The 16,610-nt window shown below is 73.1% G+C and carries 14 protein-coding genes; 7 read left to right on the top strand and 7 right to left on the bottom strand.

The genetic code is table 11. The features are described 5' to 3' along the window. Positions 1-128 precede the first annotated feature (128 nt). From G8E01_RS07390 to G8E01_RS07365, 6 genes are all read left to right on the top strand, one after another. Entirely contained in the window at positions 129-1,205 is a 1,077-nt protein-coding gene (locus tag G8E01_RS07390; protein WP_420826121.1) for an ABC transporter permease, read from the top strand. A 1-nt stretch (position 1,206) separates the two neighbouring features. After that, positions 1,207-2,151: an ABC transporter permease gene (locus tag G8E01_RS07385; RefSeq protein WP_338100766.1), complete on the top strand. Its 945-nt coding sequence runs from the start codon at positions 1,207-1,209 to the stop codon at positions 2,149-2,151. Further along, positions 2,148-3,788, top strand: coding sequence for an ABC transporter ATP-binding protein (locus G8E01_RS07380; protein WP_205827241.1), 1,641 nt, complete (start codon positions 2,148-2,150; stop codon positions 3,786-3,788). The genes G8E01_RS07385 and G8E01_RS07380 overlap by 4 nt, the downstream gene beginning before the upstream one ends. Positions 3,789-3,879: 91 nt before the next feature. Continuing rightward, entirely contained in the window at positions 3,880-5,808 is a 1,929-nt protein-coding gene (gene nagE / locus G8E01_RS07375; RefSeq protein ID WP_166317929.1) for an N-acetylglucosamine-specific PTS transporter subunit IIBC, read from the top strand. 53 nt (positions 5,809-5,861) lie between these two features. Beyond that, positions 5,862-6,494: an NUDIX hydrolase gene (locus G8E01_RS07370; protein ID WP_240921374.1), complete on the top strand. Its 633-nt coding sequence runs from the start codon at positions 5,862-5,864 to the stop codon at positions 6,492-6,494. 22 nt (positions 6,495-6,516) lie between these two features. After that, a complete protein-coding gene (locus G8E01_RS07365; RefSeq protein ID WP_166317923.1) occupies positions 6,517-7,368 on the top strand; it encodes a Cof-type HAD-IIB family hydrolase in 852 nt (283 codons plus the stop codon). Here the strand turns inward: G8E01_RS07365 and G8E01_RS07360 are convergent. The 5 genes from G8E01_RS07360 to G8E01_RS07340 form a co-directional block, all read right to left on the bottom strand. After that, on the bottom strand, positions 7,358-8,602 hold the full coding sequence (locus G8E01_RS07360; RefSeq protein ID WP_166317920.1) for a DUF6716 putative glycosyltransferase: 1,245 nt from the start codon (positions 8,600-8,602) through the stop codon (positions 7,358-7,360). The genes G8E01_RS07365 and G8E01_RS07360 overlap by 11 nt on opposite strands. Continuing rightward, the gene (locus G8E01_RS07355) at positions 8,599-9,471 is read right to left on the bottom strand and encodes an N-acetylneuraminate synthase family protein (RefSeq protein WP_166317917.1); all 873 of its coding nucleotides are present in this window, start codon (positions 9,469-9,471) and stop codon (positions 8,599-8,601) included. Before G8E01_RS07355 ends, G8E01_RS07360 begins: the two co-directional genes overlap by 4 nt. Continuing rightward, a complete protein-coding gene (locus G8E01_RS07350; RefSeq protein ID WP_166317914.1) occupies positions 9,468-10,649 on the bottom strand; it encodes an acylneuraminate cytidylyltransferase in 1,182 nt (393 codons plus the stop codon). The genes G8E01_RS07355 and G8E01_RS07350 overlap by 4 nt, the downstream gene beginning before the upstream one ends. Continuing rightward, positions 10,646-11,566, bottom strand: coding sequence for a hypothetical protein (locus tag G8E01_RS07345; RefSeq protein WP_166317911.1), 921 nt, complete (start codon positions 11,564-11,566; stop codon positions 10,646-10,648). The genes G8E01_RS07350 and G8E01_RS07345 overlap by 4 nt, the downstream gene beginning before the upstream one ends. Before the next feature lie 87 nt (positions 11,567-11,653). Further along, the gene (locus tag G8E01_RS07340; RefSeq protein WP_166317908.1) at positions 11,654-12,130 is read right to left on the bottom strand and encodes a MarR family transcriptional regulator; all 477 of its coding nucleotides are present in this window, start codon (positions 12,128-12,130) and stop codon (positions 11,654-11,656) included. A 58-nt stretch (positions 12,131-12,188) separates the two neighbouring features. Between G8E01_RS07340 and G8E01_RS07335 the strand changes: the two genes are divergently transcribed. Further along, positions 12,189-13,427 (top strand): multidrug effflux MFS transporter, encoded by a 1,239-nt coding sequence (locus G8E01_RS07335; RefSeq protein ID WP_166317905.1) that lies wholly within the window; start codon positions 12,189-12,191, stop codon positions 13,425-13,427. A gap of 30 nt (positions 13,428-13,457) precedes the next feature. On the opposite strand, the gene fdhD is transcribed toward G8E01_RS07335, so the two are convergent. Both fdhD and G8E01_RS07325 read right to left on the bottom strand, forming a co-directional pair. Continuing rightward, complete coding sequence (gene fdhD, locus G8E01_RS07330; protein ID WP_166317902.1) at positions 13,458-14,288, bottom strand: formate dehydrogenase accessory sulfurtransferase FdhD; 831 nt, start codon at positions 14,286-14,288, stop codon at positions 13,458-13,460. A 1-nt stretch (position 14,289) separates the two neighbouring features. Continuing rightward, positions 14,290-16,599 (bottom strand): FdhF/YdeP family oxidoreductase, encoded by a 2,310-nt coding sequence (locus G8E01_RS07325; protein WP_166317899.1) that lies wholly within the window; start codon positions 16,597-16,599, stop codon positions 14,290-14,292. Between the last annotated feature and the right edge of the window lie 11 nt (positions 16,600-16,610).

The following is a 16,610-nucleotide window of genomic DNA, read 5'->3' as shown; positions in this document are numbered from 1 at the left end:
CGGGCCCCGCTCCCGCTATACCGCCGCCGACCCCCGCCCCGCTATCCGCCGCGGGGCCGCCGCCGGGGCGCCCCGTCGACGATCCGCACCGTCCTCCACCGACCCCACAAGGACCTTCTGTGGCAGACATTGCCCTCGCCGCCGAGACACCGACGGCTCCCCCGACGAAGACGACGACACGCGGCGGCACGACGCTGTGGCGCTACGTGCTGATTCGCTTCCTGCTCATCTTCCCCACGATCTTCATCCTCGTCACGACCGTCTTCCTCATGATGCGCGTGACGGGGGATCCGATTACCGCGGCCCTCGGTGGCCAGCTCACCCCCGCGCAGCTCGCCGAGCGCATCGAGGCCGCCGGCTACAACCGCCCGCTCATCGTGCAGTACGCCGAGTATCTCGGCGGCATCGCGACGGGCGATTTCGGCACCACGATCGACGGGCAGCCCGTCACCGAGGTGCTCGTGCGATACGGCGGAGCGACGCTCGAGCTCGCCATCTACGCGCTCCTCGTCGCGTTCGCCGTCGGGATTCCCCTGGGCATGCTCGCGGCGTGGCTGCGCGACACGTGGGGCGACGCGGCCCTGCGCGTGTTCGCGATCCTCTGCTACGCCACCCCGGTGTTCTTCGCGGGTCTCCTCCTCAAGCTCGTGTTCTCCGTCTGGCTCGGGATCCTCCCCAGCTCGGGACGCGCGTCCCCGCGCGCCGAGCTGCAGCTCGGTCGCGTCGAGGGCGCCACCGGCATCTACACGATCGACGCCCTGCGGACCGGCAACCCCGCGCTGATCGCCGACGTCCTGCAGCACGCCATCCTCCCGGGCATCGCGCTCGGCCTCCTCACCGCGGGAGTGTTCCTCCGCCTCGTCCGCACCAACGTCATCGGCACCCTCGCCACGCCCTACGTCGACGCCGCGCGCTCGCGCGGGGTGAGCGAGTTCCGTCTCGTGCGGACGCACGCATACCGGCCCGCTCTCATCCCGATCATCACGGTCATCGGCCTCCAGATCGCGATGCTCCTCGGCGGCGCCGTGCTCACCGAGACCACCTTCGAGTGGATGGGCCTCGGCTACCAGCTCAGTGAGTTCCTCAAGGCGCGCGACTTCGTCGCCGTGCAGGGCATCGTCGCGCTCTTGGCCGTAATCGTGGCCCTCACCAACTTCATCGTCGACATCATCGCGGCGTTCATCGACCCGAGGGTGAGGTACTGACGTGGCTTCCGCAACGATCCTCGACCGGATCCCGCTCGTGCGGACCGCCCGGCAGGCCGTCGGCCTGCAGCGCGGGATGCTCGTCGCGGGGCTCGTCCTGACGGGCGCGTTCGTTCTCACGGCCCTCTGCGCGCCCCTGATCGCGCCCTTCGGATATGCCCAGCTCGCGGACGACGCCGGGACGTTCCCCCCGCGCACGGCGCCCGGCGGCGAGCACATCTGGGGCACGACGATCGCCGGCTACGACGTGTTCTCGCGCGTCGTGTGGGGTGCGCAGACGGCGCTCGTGGTGATCGTCGTCTCGGTCATGATGAGCCTGTTTCTCGGCGTGCTCCTCGGCGCGTGGTCGGGCTACCTCGGCGGGTGGGTCGATCGCGTGCTCGTTGTGGTCTGCGACGCCGTGTACGCGTTCCCCTCGTTACTGCTCGCCATCGTCAGCGCGATCATCATCTCGGGCGGACAATCGAGCCTCTTCGGGGGCATCATGGCGACCGCGATCTCCATCACCGTCGTCTTCATCCCGCAGTATTTCCGGGTCGTACGCGCGGAGACCGTGCGCATCAAGCAGGAGGCGTACGTCGAGGCGGCACGCGTCGTCGGCGCGTCGACCTGGCGGATCATGATGCGGCACGTGCTGCGCAACGCCACGCGCAGCCTGCCGCTGATCTTCACGCTCAACGCCTCGGAGGCCATCCTGACCATCGCGGGCCTCGGATTTCTCGGATTCGGCATCGAGCCGAGCGCGGCGGCCGAGTGGGGATACGACCTGAACCGCGCGGTCGAGGACGTCACGGCCGGCCGCTGGTGGACGGCCGTCTTCCCCGGCCTCGCGATCGTTCTCGTCGTCCTCGGCATCACGCTCGTCGGCGAGAGCCTCAACGACCTCGCGGACCCCCGCCTGCGCACGCGCCGGCGCCGCCTCGCACGAAAGGGATCGCCGAAATGAGCGCGGATCATCTCGCCGTCGAGGTCACCGGCCTCGACGTCACGTTCGCCACGGACGGCGGCGCGGTGCACGCCGTCCGCGGCATCGACCTCGACGTGCGCGAGCGCGAAGTGCTCGCCATCGTCGGGGAGTCCGGCTCGGGCAAGACCGTCACGGCGCGCACGCTGCTCGGTCTCCTCCCCGAAACGGCCACGGCGTCCGGCGCGGTCGTCGTCTCGGGCACCGACGTGGTGGCCCTCCGCGGCGAGCGCCTGCGGGCGTTTCGCGGCTCCGGGGCCGCGATGATCTTCCAGGAGCCCATGACGGCGCTCAACCCCGTGTTCCCGGTCGGCTGGCAGATCGCGGAGGGGATCCGTTCCCACGAGAAGATCTCGAAGCGCGCCGCGCGTCGCCGCGCGGTCGACATGCTGCGCAAGGTCGGGATTCCCGATCCGGAACGCCGCGCGAACGACTATCCCCACCAGTTCTCCGGCGGCCAGAAGCAGCGCATCGTCATCGCGCAGGCGCTCGCGCTCGGCCCGCGCGTCCTCGTCGCGGACGAGCCCACCACGGCGCTGGATGTCACGGTGCAGGCCGAGATCCTCGACCTGCTGCGGCAGGTGCGCGACGAGTTCGGCACGGCGATCGTCCTCATCACCCACAACATGGGCGTCGTCGCGGACCTCGCCGACAGGGTGTGCGTGATGTATCGCGGCGAGATCGTCGAGACCGCACCCGTCGAGGAACTCTTCCGGGCGCCGCAGGCCGAGTACACGCGCGCCCTCCTCGCCGCCGTACCCCGTCTCGAAATCGCCGATCGCGCCCTCCGGGGCGGGGAGGACGAGGCCCCCGTCGTCCGGGCCCGCGCGCTCGAGATCGTCTATCCCGGGAGGTTCGGGGCCGCGGGCTTCCGGGCCGTCAGCGGCGTCGACCTAGAGATCCGGCCGGGCGAGGTGCTCGGGCTCGTCGGGGAGTCCGGATCCGGCAAGTCGACGATTGGGCGGGCGATCGCGGGTCTCACGACCGTGACGGGCGGTTCCCTCGACGTCCTCGGCGTCGAGATGAACGGCGTGCGGGAGCGTCAGCTGCGCCCGCACCGGAGCGGTCTCGGATTCGTGTTCCAGGATCCCGCGTCCAGCTTCAATCCGCTTCTCACGGTCGGAGCCTGCGTCGCGGAGCCGCTCATCGTGCAGGGCGAGGCGCGCACCGTGGCGGAAGCCGAGGAGCGCGTGGTCGACCTGCTGGAAGCCGTTCGCCTGCCCGCGGACTTCGCCCGCCGATACCCGCACGAGCTCTCGGGCGGTCAACGCCAGCGGGCCTCGCTCGCGCGCGCCCTGACCCTCGAGCCCCGGCTCGTCGTCGCGGACGAGCCCACCAGCGCCCTCGACGTGTCGGTACAGGCCACGGTGCTCGGGCTATTCCAGGACCTGCAGGAGCGCTTCGGGTTTGCGTGCCTGTTCATCACCCACGACCTGGCCGTCGTCGATCTCCTCGCGCACCGCGTCGCGGTGCTTCACGGCGGGCGCATCGTGGAGCAGGGCGCGACCGCACAGGTCCTGGGAGCGCCGACGGATCCGTACACCCGCCGGCTCATCGACGCTCTGCCTGTGCCGGACCCGGTCCTGCAGGCCGAACGCCGGGCGGCTCGTCGCCCCTGACGAACGCGATCCGCGCGGGATCCTGGCGAGCTCCGGGTCCCGCGGGTATCTTCCCCTCTGTCCCCTTCGCCACCTCGACGGGAGTTCCCGCGTGAAGTTCCTGCAAAACCTCGGCAAGTCGCTCATGCTGCCGATCGCCGTGATGCCCGTGGCCGCGATCCTCATGGGGGTCGGAAACTGGATCGCGCAGACGCTCGGCGAGAACGTCGTGTCGGTGTTCCTCCTCGCGGCGGGCGGCGCCGTGATCAACAACCTGGCGCTGCTGTTCGCGGTCGGTGTCTCGATCGGCATGGCTGTGAAGTCCGACGGCACGTCCGCCCTCGCAGGGCTCGTGTCGTGGCTCACCGTGACGACGCTGCTCGCGCCCGCGAACGTGGCCGGGTACGTCGGCATAGCGGAGGACGCCGTCGACGCGGCGTTCGGCAATATCCAGAACGCTTTCACCGGGATTCTCTGCGGCCTGATCGGCGCGTTCGCCTACAACCGGTTCAAGGACACGCGCCTCCCCGACTACCTCGCCTTCTTCTCAGGGAAGCGCTCGGTGGCGATCGTGTCGGCCGGGCTGTCGATCCTCCTGTCCATCGTGCTGTTCTTCGCCTGGCCGTTCGTCTACGCGGGGCTCGTCGCGTTCGGCGAATGGATCCTCGGGCTCGGTGCGTTCGGCGCCGGCCTGTACGGCTTCTTCAACCGGCTCCTCATCCCCTTCGGCCTGCACCACGCCTTGAACTCGGTGTTCTGGTTCGATGTCGCGGGGATCAACGACCTGTCGAACTTCCTCGCCGGGACGGGCGAGTACGGCGTGACGGGCCAGTACATGTCGGGCTTTTTCCCCATCATGATGTTCGGCCTGCCGGGCGCCGCTCTCGCCATGTACGTCACGGCGCGCCCCCGCCGGAAGAAGGTCGCGGGCGGCATCCTGTTCTCCGCCGCCTTCGCGGCGTTCCTCGTGGGCATCACGGAACCGCTCGAGTTCTCCTTCATGTTCCTCGCCCCCGTCCTGTACGTCATCCACGCCCTGTTCACGGGGATCTCGATGTTCCTCGCGGCCCTGTTGCCGACCCGGATGGGCTTCGGCTTCTCGGCGGGCGCGATCGACCTCGGCCTCGGGTGGAACAACCCGATGGCCCAGAACCCGTGGATCCTCCTCGTCCTCGGCGTCGCCTGGTTCGTCATCTACTTCCTCGTGTTCACCTTCGTCATCCAGCGCTGGCAGCTCAGGACGATCGGACGAGAGGACGAGGAGTCGGTCGAGGCCGATGCCGGCCGCGCCGCGCCCGCGGGCGAGGACGCCTACCTCGCTACGGCGGATCGCTTCGTCGCCGCACTGGGCGGTGCCGGCAACATTCTCGAGCTCGACAACTGCGCGACACGGCTGCGGATGCAGATCGCGGATCCCTCGCGGGTCGACGAGGCCGCGCTCCAGCGTGCCGGCGCCGCCGGCACGATGCGGACGGGCGGCCGCTCCGTGCAGGTCGTGTACGGGCTGAACGTCCAGTTCGTCAAGGACGCCATGGAGCGCCTCATCGCCGGGGACGCCACGGCCCCCGCGTACGCCACGCCCGTCGCGGGCGACACCGGCGACACCGGCGACGGGCCCCGGACCGCGACGGCACCGCGGGTCGTCGCCCTGGCGCAGCCGATCCCCGGCACGGTCCTGCCGCTCGGCGCGGTCCCGGATCCGACGTTCTCCGACGAGCTGATGGGGCCCGGCCTGGCGATCGAGCCCTCGGGCGACACCGTCGTGGCGCCGGCGCCGGGTCGCGTCGGCCACGTGTTCGACACGGGACACGCGATCGCGCTCGTGCTCGACGACGGCACGGAGCTCCTCATCCACGTCGGACTCGACACCGTCTCCATGCGCGGCGACGGCTTCACGAACCTCGTCGCGACGGGCGACATCGTGGACGCGGGAACGCCCCTGATCCGGGTCGACCTCGAGCGGATCCGCGCCGCGGGCCACCCGACGATCACCCCCGTCGTCGTGCTCAACGACGCCGCCGCCACCGTGGAGTTCCGCTGAGCGCGTCGGCCCACGCGCAGCTGCGCGACCTCGTCGCCCGGTCGTCGGCACCCCTGTGGGAGCCTCCGGATGGCGAGGCGTTCGACGAGCGCGCGGCGCGGCCCGCGGCCGTCCTGATCCTCTTCGGGGTGCTCGACGACCACCCCGCCGAGCGGCCCGCCCACCACGCCGCGGTCTCGCGCGACCTCGACGTGCTGCTGCTCACCCGCGCGGCGACGCTGCGCTCGCACCCCGGCCAGGTGGCGTTTCCGGGCGGGCGTGTGGACGACGGCGACAGTGGCCCCGTCGACGCCGCGCTGCGCGAGGCCGAGGAGGAGACCGGTCTCAACCCGGCGGGCGTCGAGGTGCTCGGCCCCCTCGCCGACCTCGCGCTGCCGTTCTCGCGCCACCGCGTGACGCCCGTGATCGGCTGGTGGGCGGATCCGTCCCCCGTGTACGCCGTCGACCGCGCGGAATCCGAGAACGTCTTCCGCGCGCCCGTCGCGGACCTGCTCGACCCCGCGCATCGCTACAGCTGGACGATGGCGGGCGCGGGCGCGACCCACACCGGCCCGGCGTGGCGTCTCGACGTCGACGGCTCCCCCCGGCTCGTGTGGGGCTTCACGGCGGGGATCCTCGACCGGCTGTTCGCGGCCCTCGACTGGGAAGAGCCGTGGGATCCGTCGCGGCGGATCAGCCTCCCGTAGCGCGATGCGGCAGGATGGCGGGGTGAGCGCACCCCCTCTCGGACTCCTCCTCGACGTCGACGGCCCCCTCGCCAGCACGCGAACGCGCACGCTGCGGCTGCCGGCCATCGCCCGCGACCTCGTCGCCCTGGCGCAGGCGGGCTGCCCCGTCGTGTTCAACACGGGCCGATCGGTCGACTTCCTCGCCGAGCGGCTCCTCCCCGCCCTCGTCGACGCGGGCCTCGGCCCTGCCGACCCCGTGTGGGGCGTCGGCGAGAAGGGCGGCACCTGGTTCTCGCTCGCCGACCGCGGCGGCACCGCCGCCGTCGACGACATCGCCGAGGACCCCGCCATGAGCCCGCCGCCCGCCGTCGTGGACGCCGTGCGCGCCCTCGTGGACCGGGACTTCTCGGACCTCGTCTTCTTCGACGAGACCAAGCGCACGATGATCTCCGTCGAGCACTTCGTCGAGGTTCCCGGCGCGACCTTCCTCGCCCGCCGCGACGAGCTCGCCGCCGCGATCTCGCGGATCCTCGACGACCACGGCGTGGCGGACGAGACGACCATTTACCCCACCGTGATCTCGATCGACGTCGAGCACGCGACGAGCGGCAAGGCCCTTGGCGCCCGCCGCGCGCTCGACCTCGTCGCGCCCCGCATGGATCCGCCGCGGCGCTGGTTCACGGCCGGCGATTCCGGGCAGGACTACGACATGGCCCGCTATCTCGACGCGCACGGATTCACGGCGACCCACCTCGACGTGCGGCCGACGGGCGACGTCCCGGACGTCTCTTTCGAGGTCATCCGCGAGGTCCCGCACACGCGCGAGGGCGACGCGGAGGACGACATCACCGCCCGCCACCTCGCCCGCCTGCGCGCCGAAGTCATCGCCTGACGGCCGGGCGGATCCGGTTGCCCGCCCACCGCGCCGCGCGCAGGAGCGCCCGCAGGGGCACGCCGATCGCGTAGGCGGCGCGGCCCGCGGCGCTCGTATCGGCGCGCCCCAGCGCGAGGCGGCGCTCGAAGGCGCGCCGCACGGGGCCACCGGGCGCCGCGGGGCTTGGGCGATGGGGCAGGACGCCCTGCGCGCGCGCCCGCGCCATCTCCTCGGCGCGCGCAACCCACGTGTCGCTCGCGGGGTCGTGGAAGTAGTTGTCCTCCAGCCACTCGGGCCGGGGCCGCCGGAACCGTCGCGCGACGACGTCCGCGGCTCCGGCCAGCAGGCCGGACCCGCGAAACACGACATTGATGAGCTCGGGCGAGACACCGAAGTCGTCGAGCGCGATGACCGGGACGCCGGCGGCGGCGGCCTCGATCGCGGCGGTCGAGCTCACGGTCACGAGGCCCTCCGCCGACTGGAGGGCCTCCGACATCGGCGCGTACGACACGACGAGGTTCGCCGGGGCCGCGCCGTGCTCGGCGACAAGATCCGGGTACGCGTCGGCCTCGCGGTGGGTCTGGTGCTCCCCCGGGCGCCCGCGCAGCTTCACGACCACACGCCGATCCGGATCCGCGCGCGCGGCGTCGAGGAGGATCCCGGCCACGCGGCGGCGGTCGTCCGGCTCCCGGGGCACGATCGCCTGCGCGGCGAAGACGAGGTCCGTCCCGCCGGCCGGGGCCGATTCGCCCGCGCCCCGCGCGAACGGCAGCGTCGCGAGGGCGAAGTCCTGCGGGATCCCCCGCTCGCGCGCGAGCGCCGCGAACTCGCGCACCTCCCGGTGGGAGTGGAGGACGAACAGGTCGCAGCCCCGCCGAAAGTGGAGCGCGCGCCACGTCGCGGGCACCGAGATGCCCGGGAGCCCCGTCGCGATCACCGCGCGCGGGAGCTCCTCGCGCACCGCCCGTGCCACGACACGCACGACGGGCCCGCGGGCCGCGACGAGGACGACGTCCGCGTCGCGGCACGCGTCGGCGATCGCCTCGAGTCGCGCGCGGCGCACGCGCCCGTCCGCGAGCCCGGACCCCGCGAGCGCCGCCGTCAGCTGCGCGTCGCTCACGACGAGCTCCGTCTCGAGGACGACGAGCGAGCCGTCGACCCGCGCGTCGGCGACGAGGGCGGCCGCCCACTTCACGTAGGAATCGGTGTCCGCGATCGCCGTGATCCGCAGGCGGCGCGGATCCGCCGTCACGCGCCGACGCGGCGCAGCTTGGCCTTGGGGGCCTCCTCGCCGGGGAAGACGCGCTTGACGCCGTCGCCACGGGCCGCCTCGATGATGCGGATGTCGCGGACGAGCGTGCCGAGGCCGCCCGGCTCGAGCGACGCGGCGTGGTCCGAGCCCCACATGGTGCGATCCAGCGTGATGTGGCGCTCGACCGCGACCGCGCCCACCGCGACCGCCGCCAGCGAGATCTGCAGCCCGCGCTCGTGCCCCGAGTAGCCCACGGGAACCCCCGGGAAGCGATCGCGCAGGACGGGGATCATGCGGAGGTTCGCCTCTTCGGGCTCCATCGGGTAGGTCGACGTGGCGTGCATGATGACGAGGTCGTCGGTGCCGAGCGCGTCGACGGCGCGGTCGATCTCGGCCATGGTCGACATCCCCGTGGAGAGGATGACCGGCTTGCCCGTGTCGCGCAGCGCGCCAAGGAGCTCGAGGTCGGTCAGGCTCGCCGAGGCGACCTTGTGCGCGACGACGCCGAGGTCCTCCAGGAACTCTACGCTCGGGACGTCCCACGGCGACGCGAACCACTCGAGCCCGCGCATCACGGCGTGATCGCCGACCTCGACGTACTCGTCGCGGCCGAACTCCACCCGGTGGCGGTACTCGAGGTAGCTCATCGTGCCCCACGGCGTCTCGCGCGGCACGTCGCGCATGTGCTCCGGGGTCGCGATCTCGGGGGTGCGCTTCTGGAACTTCACCGCGTCGGCGCCGGCGTCCGCCGCGACGTCGATGAGCTGCTTGGCGAGCTCCACCGAGCCGTTGTGGTTGAGGCCGATCTCCGCGATCACAAACGCGGGCGCGCCGCCTCCGACCTGGTGGTTTCCGATGGTGACGCTCATGTGCGCTCCCCTTTCTGTGGTGCGAGGGCGTCCCGCCTGGCGACGAGCACGCGATCCGCCACCTCGCGCACCGCGCCAGCACCGCCGGGGCGGGTGAGCACGACGCGCGCGGCGGCGAGGACGAGCGGGTGAGAACCCGCCACGGCGATGGGCCACCCGACCGATTCGAGCGCTCCGAGATCGTTGACGTCGTTGCCGACGTAGGCGACGCCGGACAGCGGGATCTCGCGCTCCGCCGCCCAGGCGGCGAGCGCCCGCGCCTTGTCGCTCGAGCCCTGCACGACGTCGACCCCGAGCTTCCGCGCCCGCGCGGAGACGACCGGGTTCTTCTCGGTGGACAGGATGAGGACGGGCACGCCGGCGCGCCGCAGCAGCGCGACGCCCATGCCGTCGGAGCGGCTCACCCGCACGCTCTCCGTCCCGTCCTCGGCGACGATCGCGGTGTCGTCGGTGTGGACGCCGTCGAAGTCGGTCACGACCGCCCGGGCCGCGATCGCGCCGTCCTCGCTCTCCGCCAGCAGGCGGGCCAGGTCCAGCTCCTCGGCCGTGTCGATCTCGATCGCGAGGCGCTCGGGCACCGGCACGATCTCCGTGCGGCCGAAGAAGCGGTGCCGCGCGCGGCGGAAGCCGGCCGCGTCGAAGACGTAGAACGCGCCCGTCTCGATGAACAGCGGATCCCTGTCCTGGCGCCGCGGGCGCACGTCGCGATCGTGGCCGACCGGATCCGCGCCGCCGGGGCCGTCGGCCCAGAAGAACGCGTAGGACTCGCGCGCGGAGAACGCGCACTCCGCGCGGCCGCTCGCCACCCGCGCGACCGCGTCGCCGAGCGCGTCTGACGGGATGAACGGGCTCGTGGCCTGCAGGAAGGCGACGGTGCCGACCGCGACCCCGTCCCCCTCGAGGGCGTCGAGCGCGTGCAGAATCGCGGACTCGGATCCCGCGGTGTCCCCCGACAGCTCCCGCGGTCGCCAGACGACCTCGGCGCCCCATTCGCGCGCGACGCCCGCGATCTCGGAGTCGTCCGTCGAGACGACGACCCGGTCGATCGCGCCCGAATCGCGGGCGGCGCGGACCGCCCGGGCGACGAGCGGGATCCCACCGACCCGCGCCAGGTTCTTCCGCGGCACGCCCTTGGACCCGCCGCGGGCAGGGATAATCGCGACGACCTCGCCAGTCATCCGCGCGCCTCGGCCACGCGCGCGTCCGCGCCGCGCTCGACAACGACACACTCGCTCGCTCGCAGCACGCGGCGAAGCGTCGTCGCGGCGCTCGAGGGAAGCGTCACGATCTCCCGCGGCGTCGGATCCCCCGCGAGCACGAGCTCGATGGGCAGCCCCGGCTCGGCGACCCGGATCCGCGGGACGGCCGCGACCGCGGCGATGAGCTCGCGCGACTCGCGGCGGTGGGGGACGTACACGGCGCCGCCCGCGCTCGCCTCCGCGCGGATCCACGCCAGGTAGTCCTCCCGCGGCAGGAGGCCGTCGACCACGCGCGCGCTCCCGAGGAGCACCCGGCCGCCCGGGAGCGGGCGCGCCGCGCGGGTGCCGCGCACCCAGGCGAAGTCGTGCTCCTCGACGCGGGCCCCGAGGTCGCCCAGCGCCTGCGTACGCGCGCGGCCCATCTCGAACGCGGTGAAGATCGACACGCGCCCCGCGGCCGCGCGGAGCCGGATGAGGTCCATCGTGAGAGGCGCGACCCGGCGCGCGAGCCCCCGCTCCGACGCGCCGGGCCGCGAGAATGCGCGGGCGCCCGTGAGGGCGTCCGCGAAGGAGACGGCCTGCAGGCCGTCGTCCAAGAAGGTGAGGGTCCGCGGCCGGAGCACGGCGGCCGCGAGGCGGAACTGGCCCGAGAAGCCGTCACCGACGAGCCAGTGATCGCTCCCGCGCAGCATCGCCCAGGGGATCCCGTAGAACCCGGCCTGGCGCGCGAAGAGCGCGCCCCGGGCGGTGAGCTCCGCCGCCGTGGCCTCGACCTGCGTCGTCAGCCGGCCGGCGAGGTCGACGCGGGTGCCGCGCGCGCGGGCCCACTCCGCCGCGCCGATCATCTGCAGCGGCGACTCCACCCAGGCCACCGGTGTCGCGCGATCTCGCGGCATCTGCCCTCCGAAGCTCGCCGCCGCGCGGTGCGGCGGATCCGTTCGCACAGCGTGCGCGGCGCGCGTGAACGGCGCGCGAGTCCCGGGTTACGCGCGGGCGTCGCGACCGTGAACGATCCGCGCCTCGGCCAGCGCCTCGGCCGCGCGCTCCAGCGCATCCGCCGCGCCGCCGGGTTCGGCGCCCGCCGGCCAGGCGTGGTCGATCGCCTGGCGCCAGACCCCCTCGAGCTGCACGAGGTTCGCGTGCGCGCGATCCGTCGCCACCAGCGGCGTCTCGCGGCGGTCCGCGGCGCCGGGGCGACGCTCGGCCAGGCCCTTCTCCCGCAGGCCGCGGACAGCGGCCGAGACGTTCGGCCGTCGCATCCCGACACGGTCGGCGATCTCGCTCGGCGTCACGCCCGGGTGCTGGTCGATGACCCGCATCACGATGCGCTCGGTCGGCGTGAGGGTGACGATGTCCGGATCCGCGTCGTGCCGGAGCTCGAGCTCGCGCGAGATGGCGAGGATGGCGCGCGCGAGGCGGACGCGCGCGTCGTCGTGTTCCGGCGTCGGGAAGGAGCTCACCCGAGCAGTCTACGAAGCCCGCTAAACTAATGATGACTTCGTAATCATAAGGACACACATGACGACCCCCACACGCACCACCCCCGCACGCACGGCCCCGACGCGGACCGCCCCCGGCGGCGTTCCCACCTCTCTCCTCCTCGTCCTCGCCCTCCTGGCGGCGGTCGCCCCCTTCGCGACCGACCTTTACCTGCCGGCGTTCCCGCAGATGACCACCGACCTCGGCACCGACGCGACGGGGGTCCAGCTCACGCTGACGGCGTTCCTCGTCGGGGTGGCGGCCGGTCAGCTCCTGTTCGGACCGCTCTCCGACCGCCTCGGCCGCAAGGCGCCGCTCGTCGCGGGCGCCGCGCTCTTCGTCGCCTCAAGCATCGTCGTGGTCGTCGCCCCGAACGCCGCGGTCCTCACCGTCGCGCGTGCGGTGCAGGGCATCTCGGGCGCCGCGGGGATGGTCCTCGGCCGCGCGATCATCTCGGACCTCGCGACGGGCCAGGCGGCCGCGCGCGCGTTCAGCCTCATGATGATCGTCGGGGGCGTCGCGCCCGTCGTCGCGCCGCTCGCCGGCGGCTTCCTCACCGGCCCCCTCGGGTGGCGCGGCGTCCTCGGGGTCGTCCTCGCGCTCGCGGTCCTCATGCTCGTCGCGGTGCTCGCGGTCGTGCGCGAGACCCTTCCCGCCGGGCGGCGGGCCGCCCTCGCCGCCGAGCGCCCGGGCGGCGCGAGACGGGAAATGCGCTCGCGCGGGTACATCGGTTTTACTGCGGCCTTCGCCTTCGCGTTCGCCATCATGATGGCGTATATCTCGGCGTCGCCGTTCGTCTACCAGGACATGATGGGGCTCACCGAGACGCAGTACGGCCTGGCGTTCGGCCTCAACGCGCTCGCGCTCGTCGTCACAAGTGCCCTCTCGGCCCGGATGGTCGGCCGCTTCGGGCCGCGTGCGCTCGCGGGCGCGGGGATTGCCACGTCCTTCGCGGCGTCGGTCGCCCTCCTCGTGCTCGTCGCGTGCGGCGTGCCCGCGGGGTGGTTCGCCGTCCCGCTGTTCGTCGCGGTCGGATCCCTCGGGTTCGTCCTGGGCAACGCGACCGCCCTGGCTCTCGGGTACGTGCCGCACGCGGCCGGATCCGCGTCGGCCGTGCTCGGCGCCGCGCAGTTCGGGCTCGCCGCGGCCGTGTCGCCGATCGTGGGCATCGCGGGCGAGGACAACGCGCTGCCGCTGGCGCTCACCATGGTGGGCGCGGGCCTCGTCGCGCTCCTGGCCTTCGGCGCTGCGCGGAGGGCGCCGCACACGGCCGCCTAGGCGCGGCGCGCGGGGGCGGCCCGGGCCGGTTCACGCGACGCGGTGCGCCCCTGCGTAGACGTTCATCGTGTCCCCGCGCACGAACCCCACGAGCGTCATGCCCGCCTCCTCGGCGAGCTCGACCGCGAGGGAGGTGGGCGCCGACACTGCCGCGACGATCGGCACGCCCGCAACGAACGCCTTCTGCACGATCTCGAAGGCGACGCGGCCGGAAACCATGAGCGCGTGGCCGCCGAGCGGAAGGCACCCATTCATCGCCGCCCACCCGAGCACCTTGTCGACGGCGTTGTGCCGTCCGACGTCCTCGCGCAGCGCGACCATCTCGCCCGACGCGACGTCGAAGAGCGCCGCGGCGTGGATCCCGCCCGTCTTGTCGAAGGCCGCCTGCGCGCCCCGGAGGACCGGCGGCATCTGCGCGATGGCCGCGGCGCTGACGCGCGAGGCGTCGCCCGCGACGTCGAACGGCGAGGCGGTGCGCACGGCCTCGATCGATGCCGTGCCGCACACGCCGCACGAGCTCGTCGTGTACGTCCTCCGGGCGGCGCCCTCGGCGGGCCGCGGCGCGTCCGCGGCGAGGGTGACATCGAGCACGTTGTAGGTGTTGCCCTCGCCGCCCGTCCCGGGACCGCCGCAGTGGATCGCGGCCGCGATGTCGTCGGCGCGGCGGAGGATCCCCTCCGAGAGCAGGAATCCGGTCGCGAGCTCCACGTCGTGGCCCGGCGTGCGCATGGTCACGGCGAACACCTCGCCGCCCACGCGGATCTCGAGGGGCTCCTCCACCGCGAGGGCGTCGGGGCGGCGACGCGGGGCCTCCCCCACGACCACGCGGGTCACGGGCCGGCGCGTGACGATGCGCCCCATGTCAGCCCCGCGCCTCGAGGCGCACGACGATCGCCTTCGACGTCGGCGTGCCGCTGACTTCGGCGGTCGAGTCCAGCGGCACGAGCACGTTCGTCTCCGGGTAATACGCCGCGGCGTTCCGGCGGGGCGTGTCGTACGCCACGACGCGGAAGCGCTCCGCGCGGCGCTCCTCGACGGATCCGTCCGGCCGCGTCCACTCCGAGACGAGGTCGACGATCTCGCCGTCGGCCACGCCGGCCGCCCGGATGTCGTCCGGGTGCAGGAGCACGACGCGGCGGCCGCCGCGGATCCCGCGGTAGCGGTCGTCCTTGCCGTAAATCGTCGTGTTGTACTGATCGTGCGAGCGCAGCGTCTGGAGCAGCACCCGCCCCTCGGGGATCCGCGGGTACTCGAGCGCGTTCGCGGTGAACATTGCGCGCCCCGTTGCCGTGTCGAAGCGCCGCTCGTCGCGCGGGCCGTTCGGGAGGAAGAACGTCCGCCCCCTGTCGATCCGCTCCTCGTAACGCTCGAAGCCGGGGACGACCCGCGCGATGTGCGCGCGGATCGCGCCGTAGTCGCCCTCCCACCCCGCCCAGTCGACGCGCGGCGCGCCCGCGCGCCCGCGGAAGACACGCTCCGCGAGGCGCGTGAGGATTGCCACCTCGCTCGGGAGGTCCGCCGCGGGCGGGGCGAGCCGCCCGCGCGAGGCGTGCACCGCGCCCATCGAGTCCTCGACGCTGACGCGCTGGTCGCGCCCGCCGCGCGTGTCCCGGTCGGTGCGGCCGAGCGTCGGCAGGATCAGCGCGCGGCGCCCCGTGACGACGTGGGAACGGTTGAGCTTGGTCGACACGTGCACGGTGAGACCGACGCGCGCCATCGCCCGCTCGACGACGCCCGTGTCGGGGGTCGCGCTGACGAAGTTGCCGCCGAGGGCGAAGAAGACGCCGACGTCGCCGTCGCGCATCGCACGAATCGCGCCCACGGTGTCGAACCCGTGCGCCCGCGGCGCGGTGAAGGAGAACTCCTCGTCGAGGGCGCGGAGGAAGCCCTCGACGGGCTTCTCGTGGATGCCCATGGTGCGGTCGCCCTGGACGTTCGAGTGCCCGCGCACGGGGCAGACCCCGGCGCCGGGGCGGCCGATGTTGCCCTGCAGCAGGAGCACGTTCACGACGTCGCGCAGCGTCGCCACCGAGTGGCGGTGCTGGGTTAGCCCCATCGCCCAGCACACGATCGTCTTCCCGGATCCGCGCACGCGCTCCGCGATGCCGCGCATGCGGTCCTCGGTGAGCCCCGTCGCGCGCTCCAGGGCGGCCCACTCGACGCCGGCCATCGCCCGCGCGTATTCGGCGAACCCGGACGTGTGCCGGCCGACGAACTCCTCGTCGACGACGTCACCCGTGGCCGCGTGGCGCTCCAGGAGGTGCTTGCCGATGGCCTGGAACAGGGCCTGGTCGCCGCCCAGGCGGATCTGGACGAGGTCCCCGGCGATCGGCGTCCCGCCGAGGAGGACGCCGCGGGGCGTCTGCGGGTTGTCGAAGCGGATGAGCCCCGCCTCGGGCAGGGGGTTGACCGCGATGACGCTCGCCCCGCGGTGCACGGCCTTCTCGAGGGCGCTGAGCATGCGCGGGTGGTTCGTCCCCGGGTTCTGGCCGGCCACGATAATCAGGTCGGCGTCGTGGATGTCGTCGATCGACACCGTTCCCTTGCCGATCCCGAGGGTCTCCGTGAGGGCGGATCCGCTCGACTCGTGGCACATGTTCGAGCAGTCCGGGAGGTTGTTCGTCCCGAACCCGCGCACGAGGAGCTGGTAGACGAAGGCCGCCTCGTTGGACGCGCGGCCGGACGTGTAGAAGACGGCCTCGTTCGGGTCGGCAAGGGCACGCAGCGCGCCCGCGACCTCGTCGAGCGCCTCGTCCCAGGACACGGGACGGTAGTGCGTCGCGCCCTCCTCGAGCAGGACGGGCTCGGTCAGCCGGCCCTGCTGCCCGAGCCAGTAGTCGTCGTGCGCGCGGAGCTCGGCGACGGCGTGATCGCGGAAGAAGTCGGCGCCGACCCGCCGGAGGGTCGCCTCCTCGGCGACCGCCTTCGCCCCGTTCTCGCAGAACTCGGCGGCGTGGCGGCGATCCTCCTCGGGCCAGGCGCAGCCCGGGCAGTCAAACCCGTCCTTCTGGTTCACCCGCAGCAGCGCCCGGGCGCTGCGCGCGATGCCCATCTGCTCGCGCGCGATCTGCAGCGCGTGAACGACGGCCGGCACCCCGACCGCGCGCCGTTTCGGCGGGCCGACCTCGATCCGGGACTCGTCGATGTCATCCGTCGGGGGCCGCGTCACCATGGCGCCATGCT

The sequence above is a fragment of the Microbacterium excoecariae genome (genome assembly GCF_011326725.1).
Taxonomy (GTDB): Bacteria; Actinomycetota; Actinomycetes; order Actinomycetales; family Microbacteriaceae; genus Microbacterium; species Microbacterium excoecariae.
This window is presented reverse-complemented; position numbering and strand designations above follow the sequence as displayed.

Coding starts and splice junctions, on each gene's coding strand:
- G8E01_RS07380 (WP_205827241.1), top strand. CDS start 2,148: ATGAGCGCGGATCATCTCGCCGTCGAGGTCACCGGCCTCGACGTCACG.
- G8E01_RS07355 (WP_166317917.1), bottom strand. CDS start 9,471: ATGAGCGTCACCATCGGAAACCACCAGGTCGGAGGCGGCGCGCCCGCG.
- G8E01_RS07350 (WP_166317914.1), bottom strand. CDS start 10,649: ATGACTGGCGAGGTCGTCGCGATTATCCCTGCCCGCGGCGGGTCCAAG.
- G8E01_RS07345 (WP_166317911.1), bottom strand. CDS start 11,566: ATGCCGCGAGATCGCGCGACACCGGTGGCCTGGGTGGAGTCGCCGCTG.
- G8E01_RS07335 (WP_166317905.1), top strand. CDS start 12,189: ATGACGACCCCCACACGCACCACCCCCGCACGCACGGCCCCGACGCGG.
- fdhD (WP_166317902.1), bottom strand. CDS start 14,288: ATGGGGCGCATCGTCACGCGCCGGCCCGTGACCCGCGTGGTCGTGGGG.
- G8E01_RS07325 (WP_166317899.1), bottom strand. CDS start 16,599: ATGGTGACGCGGCCCCCGACGGATGACATCGACGAGTCCCGGATCGAG.